Raw genomic sequence first — 19,969 nt, forward strand, 5'->3', positions numbered from 1 at the left:
CGCGCTGCGGGTCGAGAAGAGACGCCGCGGCCATGCGATCGCGCAACGACCGCGTCTGATTCGCGTAAAAGAGGCCCGCGCCGTTCCGCCCCGCGGCAGTCCCGGATCGCCATTCAAATGATGGGCTTTAGGTGGGGAGTTGTTTCACCTCCTCGGCATCTTGGGGCAAATCGGATGCCTCCCGCAACTCCGCGATATCTTGCGAAAGCCGCATGGAACAGAACTTGGGCCCACACATGCTACAGTACTTGCTGGTCGGGCTCGTGCCAGGTCGGGCAGACTCCTGCCACAACCGCCGGGCCGTCTCCGGATCGATCGCCAGGCGGAACTGTTCCTCCCAATCAAAGCGGAATCGGGCACGACTCAGGGCGTCGTCCCAATCGCGGGCGCCCGGACGGTGCCGGGCAACATCGGCGGCATGGGCTGCGATCTTATAGGCGACGACCCCTTGCCGTACGTCTTCCAAATTCGGCAGCCCGAGATGCTCCCGCGGCGTAACATAGCACAACATGGCGGCCCCATACCAAGCCGCCATCGCCGCACCGATGGCGCTGGCGATGTGATCGTAGCCGGGCGCAACGTCGGTCACCAGCGGTCCCAGTACATAAAACGGGGCCTCGTCGCACCACTCCTGTTGCAGCCGGATGTTTTCCTCGATCTGATCCATGGGCACGTGGCCGGGACCTTCAATCATGACCTGGCAACCGCGTTCCCTGGCCCGCCGCCCCAATTCGCCCATCACCTTCAGCTCGGCAAACTGAGCCTCGTCACTCGCATCGGCCAAGGAACCGGGTCGCAACCCATCGCCCAGGCTCCACGTGACATCATATTGACGCATGATGTCGCAGAGGTCGTCAAAATGCGTATATAACGGATTTTCTTCCCCGTGGATGGCCATCCACTTGGCAATCAACGATCCGCCGCGGCTCACGATACCTGTTACCCGCTTTTCCACCAAAGGCAGGTGCTCTCGCAAGACCGCGCAGTGGATGGTCATGTAATCCACCCCTTGCGAGGCCTGAAGCTCAACGACATCCAGAAACTTCCGGACCGTCATGTCGGCGATGTCCGGGATTTCCTCCACCACCTGGTAGATCGGCACGGTGCCCACTGGAACAGGGGACGCGGCGATGATGTGCTCGCGAATGGTATTGATATCCTTGCCGGTCGAAAGATCCATCACGGTGTCCGCCCCGAGGTTGACCGCGCAGAGCACCTTGTCCAATTCGCAATGCAGGTCACTTTGCAGGGCGGAGTTGCCGAGATTGGCGTTAATCTTGGTGCGGCAGGCGATACCGATGCCGATCGGCTTCAGCCCCTTCTCCAAATGCACTCGGTTGGCGGGAATGACCATCCTTCCCCGCGCCACCTCGTCGCGAACCCGCACCGGGGTCAGCCCTTCCGACTTGGCGACATATTCCATTTCCGGGGTGATCTCACCGGCCCGGGCGGCCTCAATTTGCGTCCTCATTCCACAATCCCTAAATTCCGGGTATGCCGACTGATTCAGGCTCAGCCGACTCTCGATTTCCTCCAATTATCCGATTGCAAGCCTCGGCAGCATGTCAAACTGAGAGCTTGGTAGTTCCTTCCGTTGCTCGGCCGGCCCAAAATGTCCATCAGGCGGCGTTTCGACACGGCTCTCGAGGGACCGCAGCAGTTTCGCGCTTGGTTCAGGAGCAAGCATGGTCGGGCGAGGCGATCATGCCTCGATCCCAACCACCGACACGCCTCGCCCCTCTTCACGGCGGTGCGTCGGGAGCAGGCCGGGCCTACTTGCCCATGCACGGCGTCTTCCAGCCTTGCAGATGCTTTGCGCCCTTTTCGTCTGTACAATTCGACATAACAAACCACGCGGTCGATCTACATTCTATGCCAACCGTTTTACGCTAACCAGTCGTTCCCTCCACGCGCGGATCGGCGGGATGACTTGCGAGGCGCACAGCCGGGACTTGGCGAACGTTTTTGCACCCAATTTCTTTATTTCTTTTCAACCGGGAGCGTGTTTTCCAATGCCGCTCAGAAAAATCGTGCATATCGATCCGGAGAAATGCGACGGCTGCGGCGAGTGCATACCGTCCTGTGCGGAAGGGGCCATTCGGATCGTCAACGGCAAGGCCCGGCTGATGGCCGACGCCCTTTGCGACGGCTTGGGCGCGTGTCTGGGGCATTGCCCCCACGGCGCGATCACCATCACCGAACGCGAGGCCGACGCGTTCGATGAACGGCTGGTACACGAGCATCGGCTTTCCTCGTGTCCAAGCATCGCAATACCGACTTTGACCGTGTTGCCGCCCGCCCCCGCCCCGACCGGTCCGACTCTTCCGACGTCGGCCGCCGTTCCCGTGACGCCCGGAAAACGCATGGATTCCTCCTCTCCCGGCCTGAAAAACTGGCCCATTCAGCTTCATTTGGTTTCGCCCACGGCCCCCTTTTTCCAAGACGCGGACGTGCTATTGGTCGCCAATTGCGTGCCCTTTGCCGTGATGGATTTCCACGAGCGATTCCTGCGTGACGGTGTATGCCTGACGGCCTGCCCCAAATTGGATGATACGCGAGGCTACAGCGAAAAACTCGCGGCCATCATGCTGCATGGGCGCATTCGCTCGCTGACCATCCTCCGCATGTCGGTACCGTGCTGCGGCGGACTGCTGCGGATCACTCAGGCGGCCCGGCAGGCGGCGGGAGCCGTCACGCCCCTGCGCGAAATCAGCGTGTCCTCGCGCGGTGAGGTGACGGCCGACAAAACCTTCTCGGAACCTTGCGCCTAGAAATCGACGCGGTATCTCCCCATCTCGCACGGGCCGGCCGAAATCGGTCTGTTCCTGCGCAGACCGGCATGGCGACGAGACGTCAATCCCTCCGATTGCGAGAAATCCCCCATCGCTTTGTGGGGTTGCCGGAGGCAATCGCCGGAGTAAGATTTGCTTGCTCGTCGCCTTCCACGCCGTGAGCAAACGCATGATTCGGGCGGCAGATCCGCTCGTGCCAAAGCGCTGGAGGCAGCGGCCCGGACGGCCCACGGAAACATCGCGTGCCCGTCCGTGAACGCAGGTGCTAGTGACGTGTAAGGTTCTTTGAGATGGAGGTGATTTCGATGTCGCGCATGCTGGGTGTGATGTTGTCGGGTACCCTTTTCGCCGTGGGGCTTTCTGTTTTGACCTCCTGCGCTTTCGCGGAGGAACTCACGGAAATCAAGGTCGGCGCCGAGGCGCCCGATTGGTCCGGGATCATCGGCATCGATGATAAACAGCACTCCTTGGCCGACTACTCCAAGGCCGAAATCGTGGTGCTGGTATTTACCTGCAATCACTGTCCGGTGGCTGTGGCCTACGAAGATCGCCTCGTCGCCTTGCAACGCGACTACAAAGATAAGGGCGTGCAGGTCGTGGCCGTCAACGTCAACAACCTCCCCCAGGATCGTCTCGACCAGATGAAGATTCGGGCAAAGGCTAAGGGATTCAACTTCCCGTACCTTTACGATTCTTCGCAGAAGATCGGCCGCGACTACGGGGCTGCGGTTACGCCGCACGTGTTCGTGCTCGACAAGGATCGCAAGGTCGCCTACGTGGGCGCGATCGATGATAACATCAAAGAAAAGGAAGTGAAGCAGCACTATCTGCGTGACGCTTTGAACGCCCTGCTGGAAGGCAAGGCCCCGGCCGTAACGCACACGAAGGCCTTCGGGTGCGGTATCAAGTACGAGTGACGGGCTTCGCCCCCCGGGCGGGCCGCGCGGCACAATGATGCTCGATCGCCCCGACCCGTCCGGCTTACTGCTGCGTTCGCAGATTCTCCATGGCACCGAGCGAGCACGCTCGGTGCTTTTTTTCGCCCGCGCGCCTGCCTCCGCAACAGGCGGCCGATGGGCAACGCACGCCGCCAGAATCACATGCCCTGAGCGGACATCGAGCGATCATCGGGATCGGACTTGTCGTCCCTCCCTGGATCGGGGTTTGCCCGGGTCCTTCGCGACAGGTCTTCGATTCCCGATTGGAGGCGTTGCCGGGCATACCGGAGGAGCCGTCGCGCCCAACGAAACTCCAACCCCAAAATGCCCAGACCCAGCGGAATCACCAGGATGGCCGGTCCGGGCCCGACAACCATGATGAGTCCTATGAGCAAGACCGAAAAACCCACCAGGGCGACGACGAGGCGCCGCAGCATGCGGTATCCGTGTTGGACGGCCCATCGGACCGCCCAGTTTGCCCCAAGAACCGGCGGCGATTCGTCCGCGGACTTCGCGTCGGACGCCCGACCGTCATCCAAACGATGGGAATCCGTAGTGTGCGGTTTCGTTTCGCCTGCCGCAACGAGATCGTCACTCGAATGCTCAGAGCCGAACGATTTCACAACGTCGCCTCGGCTTGCGTTTCTTTATAGTCTCTGACGAGAAAAAGGCATCACCCGGATGGGACCGTTCCCATAAGGCATTGTAGCCGCACGCGGAGACTGCTCCGCAAGTCGCCCCGACGTCAATTCGCGACGCATACCCTCCATGGGGCAATCGGCAAGCAAATGGATTCTTTCACGCCCGACGGCGAGCCTCCGCGCTCCCGGGGATGAAAACCTTGACACCGCGGCCCAAACCGTCCATCATCGGCAAGATCGAGCGAACGGTTGAGCCCCCTTCCGCCCGCAACGCCCGATTGACCGTGCCGAGCGGCAACGCAAGGCAACTCCGCGAATCACCGAGCTTTTCGGGTATCGGGCGGCGTTTCGAAACTTCGAACCTTGAGTCCTGGGGAGGTTGTCCGTCATGCGCGGAACGTATCTTCGCGGAACGCATCTTCATTGTTCGGCCTGGTGGTTGCTTCGGCTGGGAAGTCTGGGAATCGGCGTTGCATCGCTGCTCGTCTGCGCCGCACTCGGGCCGATCCGCGCGGTGGGAAGCGAGACACCTGCCGATCGACCCAATATCGTGCTTTGCATGGCGGACGACCAAGGTTGGGGGGATGTGGGCTACAACGGTCATCCCGTGCTCAAGACGCCCAATTTGGATCTCATGGCGCGTGAGGGCTTGCGATTGGACCGATTTTACGCCGCCGCGCCCGTCTGCTCGCCGACTCGCGGCAGCGTTCTCACGGGCCGGCATCCCAATCGTTTCGGGTGTTTCTCTTGGGGACATACCCTCCGCCCCGACGAGGTCACCGTCGCGGAAATCCTAAAGCGGGCCGGCTACGCCACGGGGCACTTCGGCAAATGGCATCTCGGTTCCGTACGAAAGGACGGCCGACTCTCCCCCGGCGCGATGGGCTTCGAGCGATGGCTTTCCACCCCCAACTTCTATGACCTTGATCCTTTGATGAGCGATCAAGGCACCGTCGTTCGCAAGCACGGCGACAGTTCCATCATCGCGGCCGAGGCGGCGGCTGAGTTCATTCGCGACGCCGTCGCCGAAGGACGGCCGTTCCTCGCGGTGGTGTGGTTCGGCTCCCCGCATTCGCCCCACCGGGCGCTCGAGGAGGACCGCAACCTGTATTCCGACCAGCCCGAGGCCGTACGCGACTTCCTGGGCGAAATCACGGCCTTGGATCGGGCGGTCGGACTGCTGCGGCAGACCCTCCGCGACTGCAACGTCCGGGAAAACACCTTGTTTTGGTACACCAGCGACAATGGGGCCATTCCGCAGGGTTCAACGGGCGGCCTCCGCGGGCGGAAGGGTACGCTGTGGGACGGCGGGTTGCGGGTGCCGTGCGTGATCGAATGGCCGCGCATCATCGATCGACCACGCGTCAGCGATTTCCCTTGCGGCACCGTAGACATTTTGCCCACGGTGGCGGACGTGGCCGGCGTCCCCCTGCCCCATCGTATCCTGGACGGAATCAGCCTGCGCCCCTTGTTGCACAATCGACTCGGCGACTCCCGCCGCGAAAAGCCGCTGGGATTTTGGGTGTATCCGGTGGCTGGAATCGTGACCCCCAGCGAAAGCATCTTGGCCGACCTCCTGGCGGAGCAAACTGGAGAAAAGCCGGCCTCGCCCCCGCCGGAGGAGGAGTCTCGCCCCGCGAAGCGATACCCCGACGACATTGGGCCCGGCCATGCCGCCTGGTTGGACTGGCCGTACAAGCTGCACCGCATCCCCAATAAGAACGGCGGCGTGGATTGGGAACTCTACGACGTGCAAAAGGACCCCGCCGAGACTGCGAACCTGGCGGACGAAGCGCCGGATCGTGTGCGGAGCATGGCCCAAGCCTTGGAGGTATGGCAGCGTTCGGTCTTGCGCAGTTTGAACGGCGAGGAGGACCGTGAGAATCCGCAGCCGTGAAGGTCGGCCGGCGCGAGCCGGCCGGCGCCGCCGAGATTGAGCAGGCCGCCCTGATCTGAATTCGCAACCAACGAAAGGCCTCGGATGGAATCGGCGGGCGAACTACGGATCTCGCTGGAGAATTGCTGGTTCTTGACCGGGCCGACCGCGTCGGGCAAGACCGAGGTCGGCGTCCTGCTTGCCGAACGCCTCGGGGCCGAAATCTTGTCCATGGACTCCATGGCGGTTTACCGGGGAATGGACATCGGCACCGCCAAGCCGGACGAGGAAACCCGCCGCCGCATCCCGCACCACCTCCTCGACTTGGTTGATCCGTGGGAGGAATACAGCCTTGCCCGGTACTTGGAAGACGCAGCCGCGGCCGTGGAACAGGTACGCCGGAGGGGCAAGCCGGTACTGTTCGTGGGAGGGACTCCGCTCTATTTGAAGGCGGTCCTTCGCGGCATCTTTCAAGGCCCGCCCGCCGATCCCGAGCTGCGTCGCCGGCTCCAGAACGAGGCCGCCCGCCATCCGCCCGGATTCCTTCATGCCCGACTGGCCGAAGTCGATCCCCAAGCCGCCGCGAAGCTGCACCCCCACGATCAGCGGCGGATCGTTCGGGCATTGGAGGTGTACCAAACGACCGGGCAGCGCATCAGTCAACTTCAGGCCCAGTTCGACCGGCCCCGTTCGGAAGCGATGGGCCGCGTCTTCCAACTCCACCTGCCCCGCGAGCTGCTCTGCGCACGGATCGAGCGCCGAACCGACGCCATGTTCGCGCGGGGGTTTGTCGATGAGGTTCGGCGGCTACTCGATCACCCCAAAGGTTTGGGGCCCACGGCATCCCGAGCATTAGGATATCAGGAGGTCATCGTTTTTTTGGCCGGGCAAGGCTCGCTTGACGAAACCATCGCCCAAGTCAAACTTCGGACGCGGCAATTCACCAAACGGCAGATGACGTGGTTCCGCCACTTGGAAGAAGTGGAAGCGATTCCGGTTTCGCCCCAAGATTCCCCCCATATAATCGCAGGGAGAATCCTTCTGAAGATGGGTTTTTGATGCCGTTTGCGTGGCTTGCAATTGCCGCGGCCGGGAAGTGGAGCCGCTCCCCGCCGCTCAGTACCGCCCGATCGCCGCACGGCGGATCGTGCGCCTGTGGACTCGCCGTTCATTAAATCCATAGGGCAAGTGTTAGCGTGCGGAGCGCCGCCGGGTTATTAGGCGGAGCGCCGCCGGGTTATTAGGTTGAGAGCGGGTCGTGATCGCCTGCCGATCGCGACGTCGGAAAAACCCCACGGGCAACAGACAGCCGAGCCGCCGGCGGCTTTTCCAATGATGATCACAAGGGAGTCATCGCCTTGTGGTGCTTATCCCGTCGAGGCGACGCCGGGAAGGCGATATTGCGGCGAGGAGATCGGCGTCACCATGGTTCGCTGAGTTATTGATTCGAGCTTTTGTCCGTTTGCCGTTCTGCCCACTCCCCGTCCGCACCGGCCGCTCGGCCTATCATGACGAGGACCAAAACGAAGGACGAGGTGCATGCGTCGACTTCTCCCTTTTCTAATTTTCCTCGGTTGTGCCGGCGGCTGGAGCGAGGCCCCGGCTACACCCCGCCCCGGAGAAATCCTGCCGCCCTTCGAGTCGGCGGGAGAATTCGTTCCGGCCAACCGCATCGACGAACTGACGGCCGCGAAATGGAAGGAGCTGAATCTGACTCCTTCGCCGCTCTGCTCCGACGCCGTCTTCATACGTCGCGTCTATTTGGACTTGACGGGGACGCTGCCGTCGGCCGATGCGGTGCGGGCCTTCCTTGCCGACGGCGATCCCCAAAAACGGCAAAGGCTGATCGAATCGCTGTTCGGCACCGATGCCTACGCCGACTACTGGGCCATGCGATGGGGAGACATCCTTCGCATCAAATCCGAGTTTCCCATCAATCTTTGGCCCAACGCGGTCCAATCCTACGGCAAGTGGGTGCGAACGGCCGTTTTGGAAAACATGCCGTACGACCGCTTCGCCAGGGAATTGCTGACCACATCCGGGAGCAATTTCCGGGTGCCGCCGGTCAACTTCTATCGCGCCGCTCAAGATCGCAGCCCGGAAGGAATCGCACAAACCGTGGCCTTGACGTTTCTGGGCGCGCGGGCGGAAAAATGGCCCAAAGAACGCCTGGACGGGTTCGCCGCATTCTTCGCCCAAATTGGTTACAAACCGACGGGGGAGTGGAAGGAAGAAATCGTGTGCTGGGATCCGACCCAGGCCCTCGCCAAGCCGGGAAGCACGGCCAATCGGTCCCTGGTCGGGGTCCTGCCGGACGGTACCCGCGTGCCCTTGCCGGCCGGAAAGGACCCCCGAGAGGTCTTCGCCGAGTGGCTGATCTCGCCCGACAATCCGTACTTCGCCAAGGTGGCGGTCAACCGCGTTTGGGCCTGGCTTTTGGGGCGGGGAATCGTTCACGAGCCGGACGACTTTCGCGATGACAATCCGCCCGCCAATCCCGAATTGCTCCAGTATTTGGCCGACGAATTGGTGCGATCCCAATACGATCTGCGGCATGTTTACCGTCTGATCCTCAATTCGCGGACCTATCAGCTTTCGTCGATTCCGCGGAGCTCCGATCCACGAGCCGCGGCCCAATTCGCCTATTATCCGGTTCGCCGGCTGGAAGCCGAGGTTCTGATCGATGCCATTTGCGACATCACCGGCACCAGCGAGGATTACTGGAGCATGATCCCGGAACCGTACTCGATCATTCCGCCGGGGCAACGGGCCGTTGGCCTGACCGACGGCAGCATCACCAGCTCGTTTTTGGAATTGTTCGGCCGACCGCCGCGCGACAGCGGCTTGACCTCGGAACGCAATCCCCGGTTTACGGCGGACCAACGTCTGCATTTGCTCAATTCCAGCCACATTTACCGCAAACTGGAAAATGGGCCCGGCTTGGCCTGGCTGCGCGAGGGTACTTGGAACGAGGCGACCATCCGCCGGATGTACCTGACGATACTCTCTCGCCCGCCGACCGCAGAAGAGTTGAACGCCTTGCTCCCGGCGGGGCGCGGCCGTGCCTTCCGTTCACGGGACTTGGCCGTGGACGCTGCTTGGAGCCTCATCAACAGCACGGAATTCTTGTATCGACACTAAATTCTTGTATCGACACTAATCGGTGAGCGGAGGGGCGTTCCCCCGCGGCCGTACCTGCGTGGATGATGCACGACGAGCGACATAGAACCTGCGAACCGAGAAGACGGCAACCGCCGCAGTTGCCGCAAGGGAAGATTTCCTGACCGAGGAGGATGTATGATGCGACATGATCTGGCGCATGTGATGCTGACCACGGAGGGATCCGGAAATTGCGAGTCTGCCGGCGGGAGGCGGACGCTCGATCGGCGGGCCGTTCTGCGACGGGGGATTTTCGGCGCGGCAGGCCTGTTGTGGGGCACTCGCATGGCCTGGGGTTTCGCCCCGCACCTCGAACCGGCCTCCCAAGCGACACGGGGCAAGGCCAAGGCCGTCATCCAGATTTGGCTCTGGGGCGGACCGGCCCATACCGACACCTTCGACCCCAAGCCCGACGCCGGCTACGATTACTGCGGACCGCTCGACAAGCCCATCGCGACCAATGTGGACGGGATTCGCATCGGCCAATTGCTCCCGGAGTTGGCCAAGATGGCCGACAAGTACTCCGTGATCCGGAGCATGGCCCACGGGGTCAATGCGCACGAGACCGCCTCGTACCTCGTGCAAACCGGCCGGATGCCCGGCGATCGCTACGTGTATCCCTGCGTGGGCGCCGTGGTTTCCTATTTTCAAGGGCAACAGGCCCGCGCCGAATCCCAGGCATCTGAAAGCTTAATCCCTCCCTACATCGTGCTGACGGAACCGCAGGGCCGATTCTCCGAGGCCGGCTTCCTCGGGCCGCGATACAAACCCTTTGCCACCGGCGGCGACCCCGCCCGTACGCCCTTCGCCGTGGAGGGCATCGTTTCCACGGCCGTCTCCACCGAGCGACAGAAGAGCCGCCGCGAGTTGCTGCAAAGGCTGGACACCTTCCGCAAAGCCATGCAAGACGAACCGAACATCGCGGAATTCGTCCAAGCCGAAGAGACGGCCTACGATCTGATCCTGGGCGACAGCGGAAAGGCCTTCGAACCCGCCGAGGAGCCTGACGACGTTCGCGAACGTTACGGCCGAAATACCTTCGGACAATCTTGCCTGGTAGCCCGGCGCCTGGTCGAGCGCGGCGTCCGGTACATCACCATCAACTACAAAGGCTGGGATACCCATAAGCAGCACTTCCAAATCATGCAGCGGAAGCTGCCGGAGCTGGACCGCGGGTTGTCGGCCTTGCTTTCCGATCTGTCGGATCGCGGCTTGCTGGATTCCACGATTGTTTGGTGTTGCGGCGAATTCGGGCGAACGCCCAAGGTTCTGTGGGAACCGCCCTGGAGCGGCGGCCGCAACCACTGGGGCCGAGCCTTCTCCGTCCTCGTGGCCGGCGGGGGCTTCCGCGCCGGGCAAGTCGTCGGCTCCACCGATGCCAAGGGCGAAGAACCCAAGGACAAGCCGGTCCATCCCACCGATCTCATCGCCGCCATGTATCAGCTCTTGGGAATCGATCCGACCGCCTCGCTACGGCATCCCTCGGGTGACATGGTCCGGCTGACACCCGAACCGGAAGATGGAAAACCGCTGTGCGGGCATTTGCGAGAAATCTTGTGAGATGCGAGTTAGCTTGGAGACGATCACGATGAAAGCCATCCGATCGTGGACGGCGACGGGCATTCTGGTTTGTGCCGCGGCGTGGTGCGGGCCGACCGTTTTCGGGCAGCAGCAACGCGCGCCGGGGCTCGGTTACGTCTACCCCGCCGGAGGACGCGCCGGCACAACATTCCAAGTCACGATCGGCGGCCAATTCCTGGACGGCGTTCACCAGATCGTTTTCGCCGGCGAAGGTCTGCCGAATGACGGCATCCAGGCCAAGGTCGTTCGGCTCATCAAGCCGCTGACGCAAAAACAAGTCAACGACTTGCAAGAGAAGCTCATGCAATTGCGGGACCGCGTCCGCGAGGAGACCAATCGCCGCCGACGCATGGGCCTGCCCGCCGACTACATGTCGATCTTGATCGACGTGGCCAAGGACGCGGGCATTTCCGCGGAGGAGATCCAGGCCCTGGAAGAGTACCGTCGCATCCGCAACGACCCCAAGCGGCAGCCCAATCCCCAGATCGCCGATCGCTTGATCGTGGAGATCGCGGTTGCGCGCGAGGTTCCTCAGGGCACCTATCTGCTGCGGGCCGCCTCCCCGGCCGCCATATCCAATCCGCTGCGTTTTCAGGTGGGACCGTGGCCGGAAATCTCGGAGCAGGAACCCAACGAAGGCGACAAGGCGTACCGCATCACCGCCGCCTTTCCGCTGGTCATCAATGGCCAGATTCTCCCCGGCGACGTCGATCGCTTCCGGTTCTCGGCGAAAAAGGGGCAGCACCTCACGGCCGTCGTCTTCGCGCGGGAGTTGATCCCGTACCTGGCCGACGCCGTGCCGGGCTGGTTCCAAGCGACGCTCAGTCTGCAAACGGCGGACGGCAAGGAGCTGGCCTATGTGGACGATTATCGCTTTCACCCCGATCCCGTTCTCAGGGCCGAGATACCGGCCGACGGCGACTATGTGCTGGAAATCAAGGACTCCGTGTTCCGCGGTCGCGAGGATTTCGTGTACCGCATGGCGGTCGGCGACATCCCGTTTGCCACGGCCGTCGAACCGGCGGGACTGCGGCAAGGCGAGACGCGAACGTTCCGCCTGGACGGTTGGAATCTCTCCGCGCAAACCCTGAGCATCTCCGCGGCGGATTTGCCGCCGGGCATTCATGCCCTCTCCCCTGCGCGGATGAACGGCGCCCTGGGCCGGGTCTTGTTCGCCGTGGATACCCTTCCCGACATCCCGGAGCAGGAGCCGAATGACTCGCCCGCTCAGGCCCAAGCCGTAACGCTCGAAACCATCATCAACGGCGTGGTGGATCGCGTGGGAGATCGCGATTTCTACGTCTTCCCCGGGAAAAAGGGCGAAGAAGTCGTGCTGGAAGTCACGGCCCGGCGACTCGGATCACCCGTCGATTCGTTCGTCCGCCTTCTGGCCCCGAACGGCGAGCAGGTCGCCATGGGTGACGATTGGGAGGACAAGGGCGTCGGCTGGTTGACGCACCACGCGGATTCCTACGTGCGCGCGGTATTGCCGCAAGACGGCGACTATCGCGTCGAGGTTCGGGACATGCAGCAAGGCGGCGGGCAAGACTACATCTATCGCCTGCGGATCAGCCGGCCGCAACCGGACTTCCAATTGCGAGTCGTGCCCTCCTGCCTCAACGCTCAGCCCGGCATGACCGTTCCCGTGGACGTCTATGCCCTTCGCAGAGACGGTTTCGACGGTGAAATCCGGCTGAAGATCGCGGGAGCGAGCGACGACCTACGGCTGTCGGGCAACCTTATCCCCGCCGGCCAAGATCGCGTACGCATGACGCTTACCGTTCTTCCCTCAGGTTCTCCCGGCCTACTCAGGCCCAACCTGTTGGGAGAGGCGCAAATCGCCGGAAGGACCGTCACGCGGCAAGCCGCCGCGGCCGACGATCTGATGCAAGCGTTCTTCTACCGCCACTTGGTGACGGCCGACCCCTGGATGATCTTCGTCGGCGGTCGATCGCGCTTCACGCCTGCCTTGACGCCCGTCAACGTCCTGCCTCTCAAGTTACCGGTAGGCGGCACCGCGGCCGTTCGTTTCAACCTCCCACGTTTCGCCCGCAGCGTCAACATCGCCGCCCTCCAGTGGGAGCTGCTGGAACCGAACGAGGGAATCTCCCTCGGGAAGGTATCCGTATCGCCGGACCGCGTCTCGGTACCGGTGCAGGCGGCTGCGGAACTGACGCCTGGATTGAAGGGAAATTTGATCTTGCAGCTCTTCTCGGAGCAGAAACGGCCGAATTCCAATCAATCCTTCAAGGTCTTTGTAGGAGTACTGCCCGCGATTCCGTTCGAGGTCGTGCCCGCCGGTGACACCGCGGAAAGCTCGGACTCCCGCGACCCCGGCCGATCATAGTCCGTCGCGCCGCCGGCCCGGAAGCCGTCGCCCCCTTAGCGCGGCAGCTGCGGTGTCGGTCGCGCGCCGAGGCTGGGGGCGGCCGTTCCGCTCGGAGCCGGTCCCGACGACTCGACCGTCTGCGACCAGCTACGATCCGGCAGGTTCGGCTTGAACGGATCCTCCTTGAACATCCGCAAGGGGTCCACCGCGTTGACTTTCAGCCGCTCGAACTGATAGACCTTGCGCGCCTGCGTGCTGGGGTGGGCGCTGGGGTAGAAGAGCTGGAGGGCGAAGACCTCCATATTGGGCAGCTTCAAGATCAGCTCCGCCTTCAGGAAATTGGCGGCCTCCTGCTGATACTTGGGGTGGGCCTCCAGCCAAATCTCATCACGCACGTTGTTCGGCGTGATGATCCGCATGTAATAGCGGCGGAGCAACGACTCGGCGCTCGCCCCGAACAAAAACGGCAACGGACCTTCGGTGATGGCCTTGCCGCGGAGCTCCGGCGGCAGCACCGTCTCCACGACCTGCTTGGTTTCGAAGCGATATTCGTAAATGGAACGGCCGTCGCACAGCCATCGCTCGGGCAGCACGGCGGGCTGGAACCGTCCCTCGCGGACCTCCTCATCAACCCGGAATAAGCCCTTGTCCGGCGCCGCATAGAGAATCTTGCCGCGACTGATCCGAGCGGGTTCATTCGGGGATCCGGCCACCGGATCGAATTCCCAGCGGGTGAAATCGCACTCGAAGGTCTTGATCGCCGCGCTGCGTTCCTCCCACGCCTTCAACACGCGTTCCAGATTGGCCTGCTCGGCCGGCGAGAGGACGAATGGCGGGGGAAGGAGGGTGGGTTGGGGAGCCGCCGCCCGGCCCGGCGCCGCCGCCTCGGCTCCCGCAGCGGGAACGCCGGAGGGTTGGACGTACGGTGAAGGGCCGCCGCCCGCCGACGGCAGGCCTCCCGTCGCTCCATACTGTTGGGCCTGGGCCGATAGGCATGTCAGAGCGGCCGCCAGCATCCCCAAGGCGAAGATCGTCCTTTTCCCGTTTCGATCGCCGTCTCGGCGGCACGGTCGGTGATGTATCCTCGTGCAAGGCATCGTTGATCCTCCCTGATTCACGCGGCGCCGGGCATTTACAACGTGGGGATCGCGCGGACAAGTCCACCCAAGACCCGACGCCGGCGCCTCGAATTGTATCACGCCGACGGATTTTCACCGATAGCACTTCGACGGTCTCGCCTTTCGGCGGATTCCCACCGTCGCAGATGAAGAAATTGGGGCGCCGGCGGATCAGCCGTCAAACGACGCGACGCCGTCGCCTGCCGAAGAAATGCACGGGCAGAAACGCCACGCTAACTGTCCCAGACCGGAAACTAACATGTGCCATGAGAGAGCACCCAAGATCACAATCGATCCTAAGCCCTTAATGAACTTGCCCAGCCCAATGCATTTGACCCGGCCTAACTGTTCCGCCCTCATCATTGTTACTTAGAACTGCGATAGATGCCTGTTTTTTGCAGGCGACCACACCTTGGCATACCGCTGCACGACGCCTTGACATGCCCCGTCGCCCGGCTCGAATAATGAAGGAGGAGGCGGCCGGCACCGCCCCGCGCGGCCGCGAACGGCCCATACTCGGGTAATGTGGAGGAAAACGAGCTCGACGAAAGATTTGGCCCCTCTCGCCATTGCGCACAACAAGGAGGCAGCAGCATGGCCGACGAACCGGAAATCACGTCGTCCTTGCATTCGGCCGACCGACCGACAGGCGCGGCCGCGGAAAAGAAAATCATCGTGGACGAGGATTGGAAGGCCCAGGTCGAAAGGGAACGGGAGGAGCTTCGCGCGAAACAGACCAAACATACCTCCGGAACGGCTTCTTCAGCCCCCGACGATCCCCCGCTTCCACCACCCAGTATTACCTCTTTGGCGGGGGTGCTGGCCTTAGAAGCCATGAGCTGCCTCGGTTCGCTACCGGATCCCATCTCGGGCAAGATTCACGTTCGACTCAATCGCGCTCGGCATCTGATCGACACCATCGAGTTGCTGCGTCGCACGACCCAAGGCAATGTTTCGCCCGAGGAAACGGCTGCTTTGGAGCAAATCTTACACGAACTGCGATTGGGCTTCGTCCAAGTCCAATCCCAAGTTGCGACCGGCGGATGATTTCGGGCAAATTCATTCCGCGGCCGTAGCCGATCTCCTCCGCCCGCGCGAACAAACGGCCGAGCCGAACCCCCGAATCGACATCGACGGGGATACCGGTTGCCAAAGTGTCCATCGGGCCGCAGTCGGCGTCCGAAAAAAAGTTCGCCGGAGTCATGCGTCGGTCCCTGATCCACGGGCCCGGTTTCTCAGTGGACAACCCGCCTCTGATTCAGGCGACCGCACGGCAAAACCGGTCCCGGGCTCGCGGTCGCCTCATCCTGGGGATCTTGCTTCGCGCTGATTATTAACTACAATGGCTGACATAAATAGCGACTAAGAACTTGCTGTCCCGGTCGCCACCCCACGCTCCCCGCACGAGCCAAGCTTTCCCACCCGGTCGCAGCCATGTCGCATCGTCCACACACAGGGTCGCCGGATCGGAGTTGCTTTCAGGCCGGTCGGCCGCTCGCCGGCGTGCCCGTTCTCTCGGTCGGGAAATTCAATCAGGCTCCAACCGTCCTGCCGCGTCGTCCCGCATCAGTTTCACCGCACTTTCGTTCCACGTTTGGGAGGTTTTTATGGAACGGTCACCTTGCAAGGGAAATCCGTTTTTCGGATCGAGCCGCCGTGAATTCTTGACGGTCGGCGCCCTGGGAATGCTCGGCATCACCCTGGGGGACTTGCTCCGGGCGAGGGGTGCCGTAGCCGAGGAAAACGTACCGGAAACTTTCGGCAAGGCCAAGGGAATCATTCACATCTTTTTGCCGGGCGGCATGGCCCAGCAGGAGTCGTTCGACCCCAAGCCCTACGCGCCCTTGGAATACCGGGGTTCTTTCGGCGTGGTCAAGACCAAGCTTCCCGGGGTGGTTTTCAGCGAGACGTTACCGCGGATCGCCGACATCGCGGACAAAATCACGGTCGTGCGCTCCATGTCGCACGGCGAGGCGGCCCACGAGCGCGGGACGCACAACATGTTCACCGGGTATCGGCCCAGCCCGGCCTTGGTCTATCCATCGCTGGGTAGCGTGGTCAGCCACGAGTTGGGATCCCAGGCCGGATTGCCTCCTTACGTGTGCATTCCCAACCAGCCCGACCCGTTCGCCGGGACGGGCTACTTGGGAAGCGCCTTCGGCCCGTTCAGTCTCGGCAGCGATCCCGCGCAGCGGAGCTTTCGGGTCCGCGACCTGGGGCTTCCGGCGGGCGTGGACGAGTCGCGATTCGCGCGGCGCCGCACCGCCCTCGATGCGGTAAACGCCCATTTCGCGTCGCTGGAAAAGGCCGATGCCGTGCAAGCCATGGACAGCTTCTATCAGGCTGCGTACGAGCTGCTCAGCTCGCAATCCGCGCGGGAGGCATTCAATTTGGAGGCCGAACCGGCCGAAGTGCGGGACCGCTACGGCCGTCATGAGGCAGGGCAGCGCCTGCTCATGGCGCGACGGCTGGTCGAGGCCGGCGTGCGCGTCGTTACCGTGTCCTACGGCGGCTGGGACTTTCACCGCGGAATCGTGGACGGCACCAGGCGGTTGATGCCCGCCCTCGATCAGGCCTTTGCGGCCCTGATTCAAGATCTCGATTCCCGCGGCCTGTTGGACGAAGTCATCGTGATGCTATCCACCGAGTTCGGCCGCACGCCGAAGGTCAACGGCGATGCCGGCCGCGACCACTGGCCGCGCGTCTTCAGCATCGTTTTGGCCGGCGGCGGGATTCAACGGGGCTGCATTCACGGGGCTTCGGACGCCACTGCCGCGGAACCGGATGCGGACGCCATGAACCCGGCCGACCTCTTTGCCACGATTTACCACCTGTTGGGCGTCGATCCCCGCAAACTGCTCATGGCGCCGGGCGGCCGGCCGCAGGCCATCGCACCCGCCGAAGGTGACGTGCGACGTTCCATTTTGGTCTGACTCCCGCCCACGCAAGGAAACGGCGATTCCCGGTCTGCACGGTGTCGCCGGCCTTCCGCCGCATGACTACCAAGAGGACCCGCCATGACTCCCCGACAACGACATCCCGCGACGCAGGCAACCGACTCCCTCGCCTCCCCAACCTCTCGGGACGTTTCCATCGGCCCATTGACGTGGTCAAGGTTGCCGCATAGCCGTCCGCCGCTGCTCGTCGTATTGCTAGGACTGGCGGCATGGGTTTCGTTGACGGCCGGGACCGAGCTGCGGGCGGCCGATCCCGTCTTGCGGCGGACCGTGCCTCAAGGCGTCACCCGCGGCGGCGAAACGGACCTCGTCCTCGAGGGTGAGCGGCTGGACGACGCCCAGGAGGTCTTCTTCTACAAGCCCGGGATCACGGTGCAAAGTGTGACGGCCGAGGCCGCGAACCGCGTCAAATTACGGCTTTCGATCGCACCGGATTGCGCGCTGGGAGATGTCGGGTTGCGTTTGCGGACGGCGACCGGCATCAGCAACCTCATCACGCTGTCCGTTGGTTCGCTACCCATCGTGGACGAAACGGAGCCGAACGGAAAACCGGAAGAGGCGCAGGGCATCCCCTGGAACGTCACGGTTCACGGAGTGGTCTTGAACGAGGACGTCGATTACTTCCGCATCGACGGGAAAGCGGGCGACGTGCTGAACGTGGAGGTGGAAGGGCTGCGTCTGGGAGAGTCGTTCTTCGATCCCTATCTGGCCGTGACCGACGAACGCCGCTTCGTGCTGGCGGCCGCGGACGACAGTCCCGTGGCGAGACAGGACGCCTGCTTATCCGTCCGATTGCCTGCCGACGGAACCTATTTTATCGAACTCCGCGAAAGCGCCTTCGGCGGGTCGGAAGCCTGCCGCTATCGCTTGCACGTCGGGCATTTCCCGCGTCCCACGGCCGTATTCCCCACCGCGGCCAAACCCGGCGAAAACCTGAAGTTCGAGTGGCGGGACGGAACCGGTAACACCTGGGAGCAAGAGCTGTCGCTGCCGGCCGATGCGTCGGGCACCACGCCCGTCTTTGCGGAGCGCGAGTCCCTGCCGGCGCCGTCGCCCAATTGGGTGCGCGTTGCGAGCTGGGAACGCGTCCTCGAAGCCGAACCGAATGATGCCTTCGATCAAACCACCGCGTTCACCGCTCCGGCCGTTCTTTGCGGCAGGATCGGCACCCCCGGAGATCACGACCGTTTCCGCTTTCCCGCTAAGAAAGGCGAGTCCTGGGATATTCGCGTTTATGCCCGTGAGCTGCGCAGTCCCTTGGATTCGGTCCTGACGATCTCCCGGGCGACGGGGCAAGGCGTGGCAGGCAATGACGACGCCGTCGGGCCGGACAGCCAGCTCCGCTTTACCGCGCCCGATGACGGGGAATACGTCCTGTCGATTCAGGATCAGCTCTTAGCCGGCGGACCGGACTACATCTACTGCGTGGAAGTGGCGCCGATCAAACCGCAGTTGCTCATCACCCTGCCCGAACGCACGGTCTTCAGCGATATCACGGCGGCCGTTCCCCGCGGCAACCGCCTGGCAATCATGGTGGCCGCCCAGCGGACGGATTTCGATGCCGAAACCGTACTGCAATTCGGCGAACTGCCCGGCGGGTTGTCCGTGCAAGCCGACACCATCCCGGCGGGAGTCGGCGCCGTGCCGGTATTGATTTCGGCGGATGCGTCGGCCGAGACGAACGGTCGGCTGGTGGATCTGATAGGGCGGTCGACGGTGGGAGATCAAGTCGTGGAAGGGCGGTTGCGACAACGCACGTCCTTGATCCGCGGCCAAAACGACCGCGAAATCTGGAATTATATGTCGGATCGGCTCGCCGCCGCGGTTACGGCGCCGGCACCGTTTTCGCTGGAGATCATCCAGCCCAAGGTTCCCATCGTGCAGGGCGGCACCATGCGGTTGAAGGTCGCCGCGAAACGGAACGAGGGCTTCCAGGCACCGATCCAACTGCAAATGCTCTACAATCCGCCGGGGCTTTCCACGCCCACCAGCGTAACACTACCCGGCGACGCCCAGGAGGTCGTGGTACCGATCACCGCGACCGCTCAGGCCGCCGTGGGACGCTACAAGGTCGCCGTGTTGGGTACGGCGGACGTGGGCAGCGGCGCGGTCACGGTCTCCACGCAGTTGGCGGATTTGGAGGTGGCCGCTCCCTTCTTCGCCTGCGAGTTCCCCAACATGGCGTTGGAGCAGGGCCAAGGCGGTCCGTACCTCGTCCGTGTTCAGGTCGCGCGGGAATTTCCGGGCGAAGCCACCGCAGAGTTGGTCGGCTTGCCCCCGGGAGTAACGGCCGAACCCCAGAAACTGACGAAAGACACCACCGAGCTGAAATTCCCGCTTCAGACGTCGGCCGATAGCCCGCCGGGGCAACACAAGTCGCTCCGTTGCGTTGCGGTCGTCACCGTGGACGGTGAACCGGTCGAGCACCTGTTCGGGCCTGGGGAGTTGGTGATTCAAAAGCCCGCTCCGCCCAAGGCCGATGCCCCGCCGGTTGCGCAAGCGCCGCCGCCCGCCGCCCCGGCCCTCAGCCGCCTCGAACAACTGCGGCAAAAGCGCCAGACCGCGGCAGCCCCATGAC

13 protein-coding genes are annotated in these 19,969 nt (G+C 63.0%); 10 read left to right on the top strand and 3 right to left on the bottom strand.

Translation table 11 applies throughout. The features are described 5' to 3' along the window. Positions 1–127: 127 nt before the first annotated feature. Positions 128–1,471, bottom strand: a complete 1,344-nt coding sequence (gene thiC, locus ACZ5B4_RS09860) for a phosphomethylpyrimidine synthase ThiC (protein ID WP_464911056.1) — start codon at positions 1,469–1,471, stop codon at positions 128–130. A 541-nt stretch (positions 1,472–2,012) separates the two neighbouring features. Between thiC and ACZ5B4_RS09865 the strand changes: the two genes are divergently transcribed. Then, on the top strand, positions 2,013–2,771 hold the full coding sequence (locus ACZ5B4_RS09865) for an ATP-binding protein (protein WP_464911057.1): 759 nt from the start codon (positions 2,013–2,015) through the stop codon (positions 2,769–2,771). Positions 2,772–3,097: 326 nt separating this feature from the next. After that, positions 3,098–3,709 (top strand): thioredoxin family protein, encoded by a 612-nt coding sequence (locus tag ACZ5B4_RS09870; protein WP_464911058.1) that lies wholly within the window; start codon positions 3,098–3,100, stop codon positions 3,707–3,709. A 179-nt stretch (positions 3,710–3,888) separates the two neighbouring features. Here ACZ5B4_RS09870 and ACZ5B4_RS09875 read toward each other — a convergent pair whose 3' ends face one another. Further along, positions 3,889–4,167, bottom strand: a complete 279-nt coding sequence (locus ACZ5B4_RS09875; RefSeq protein ID WP_464911059.1) for a PGPGW domain-containing protein — start codon at positions 4,165–4,167, stop codon at positions 3,889–3,891. Positions 4,168–4,759: 592 nt separating this feature from the next. Between ACZ5B4_RS09875 and ACZ5B4_RS09880 the strand changes: the two genes are divergently transcribed. The 5 genes from ACZ5B4_RS09880 to ACZ5B4_RS09900 all read left to right on the top strand — a co-directional run bounded on the left by ACZ5B4_RS09880 (position 4,760) and on the right by ACZ5B4_RS09900 (position 13,334). Further along, positions 4,760–6,268 carry a sulfatase family protein gene (locus ACZ5B4_RS09880; protein ID WP_464911060.1) on the top strand — a complete coding sequence of 503 codons (1,509 nt, stop codon included), beginning with the start codon at positions 4,760–4,762 and terminating at the stop codon, positions 6,266–6,268. An 84-nt stretch (positions 6,269–6,352) separates the two neighbouring features. Then, positions 6,353–7,306 (top strand): tRNA (adenosine(37)-N6)-dimethylallyltransferase MiaA, encoded by a 954-nt coding sequence (gene miaA / locus ACZ5B4_RS09885; RefSeq protein WP_464911061.1) that lies wholly within the window; start codon positions 6,353–6,355, stop codon positions 7,304–7,306. A 480-nt stretch (positions 7,307–7,786) separates the two neighbouring features. Continuing rightward, positions 7,787–9,388: a DUF1553 domain-containing protein gene (locus ACZ5B4_RS09890; RefSeq protein WP_464911062.1), complete on the top strand. Its 1,602-nt coding sequence runs from the start codon at positions 7,787–7,789 to the stop codon at positions 9,386–9,388. A 156-nt stretch (positions 9,389–9,544) separates the two neighbouring features. Further along, a complete protein-coding gene (locus ACZ5B4_RS09895) occupies positions 9,545–10,966 on the top strand; it encodes a DUF1501 domain-containing protein (RefSeq protein ID WP_464911063.1) in 1,422 nt (473 codons plus the stop codon). Positions 10,967–10,994: 28 nt separating this feature from the next. After that, positions 10,995–13,334 (top strand): hypothetical protein, encoded by a 2,340-nt coding sequence (locus ACZ5B4_RS09900; protein ID WP_464911064.1) that lies wholly within the window; start codon positions 10,995–10,997, stop codon positions 13,332–13,334. Between the two features lie 35 nt (positions 13,335–13,369). Here the strand turns inward: ACZ5B4_RS09900 and ACZ5B4_RS09905 are convergent, their stop codons facing one another. Then, positions 13,370–14,413 (bottom strand): TIGR03009 domain-containing protein, encoded by a 1,044-nt coding sequence (locus ACZ5B4_RS09905; RefSeq protein WP_464911065.1) that lies wholly within the window; start codon positions 14,411–14,413, stop codon positions 13,370–13,372. 615 nt (positions 14,414–15,028) lie between these two features. Here ACZ5B4_RS09905 and ACZ5B4_RS09910 point away from each other — a divergent pair. The 3 genes from ACZ5B4_RS09910 to ACZ5B4_RS09920 all read left to right on the top strand — a co-directional run bounded on the left by ACZ5B4_RS09910 (position 15,029) and on the right by ACZ5B4_RS09920 (position 19,968). Beyond that, entirely contained in the window at positions 15,029–15,481 is a 453-nt protein-coding gene (locus ACZ5B4_RS09910; protein ID WP_464911066.1) for a DUF1844 domain-containing protein, read from the top strand. A gap of 560 nt (positions 15,482–16,041) precedes the next feature. Beyond that, a complete protein-coding gene (locus ACZ5B4_RS09915) occupies positions 16,042–17,367 on the top strand; it encodes a DUF1501 domain-containing protein (RefSeq protein ID WP_464911067.1) in 1,326 nt (441 codons plus the stop codon). Positions 17,368–17,451: 84 nt separating this feature from the next. Beyond that, positions 17,452–19,968, top strand: coding sequence for a PPC domain-containing protein (locus tag ACZ5B4_RS09920; protein ID WP_464911068.1), 2,517 nt, complete (start codon positions 17,452–17,454; stop codon positions 19,966–19,968). Position 19,969: the final 1 nt, after the last annotated feature.

It is taken from the genome of Thermogutta hypogea, assembly GCF_055386265.1.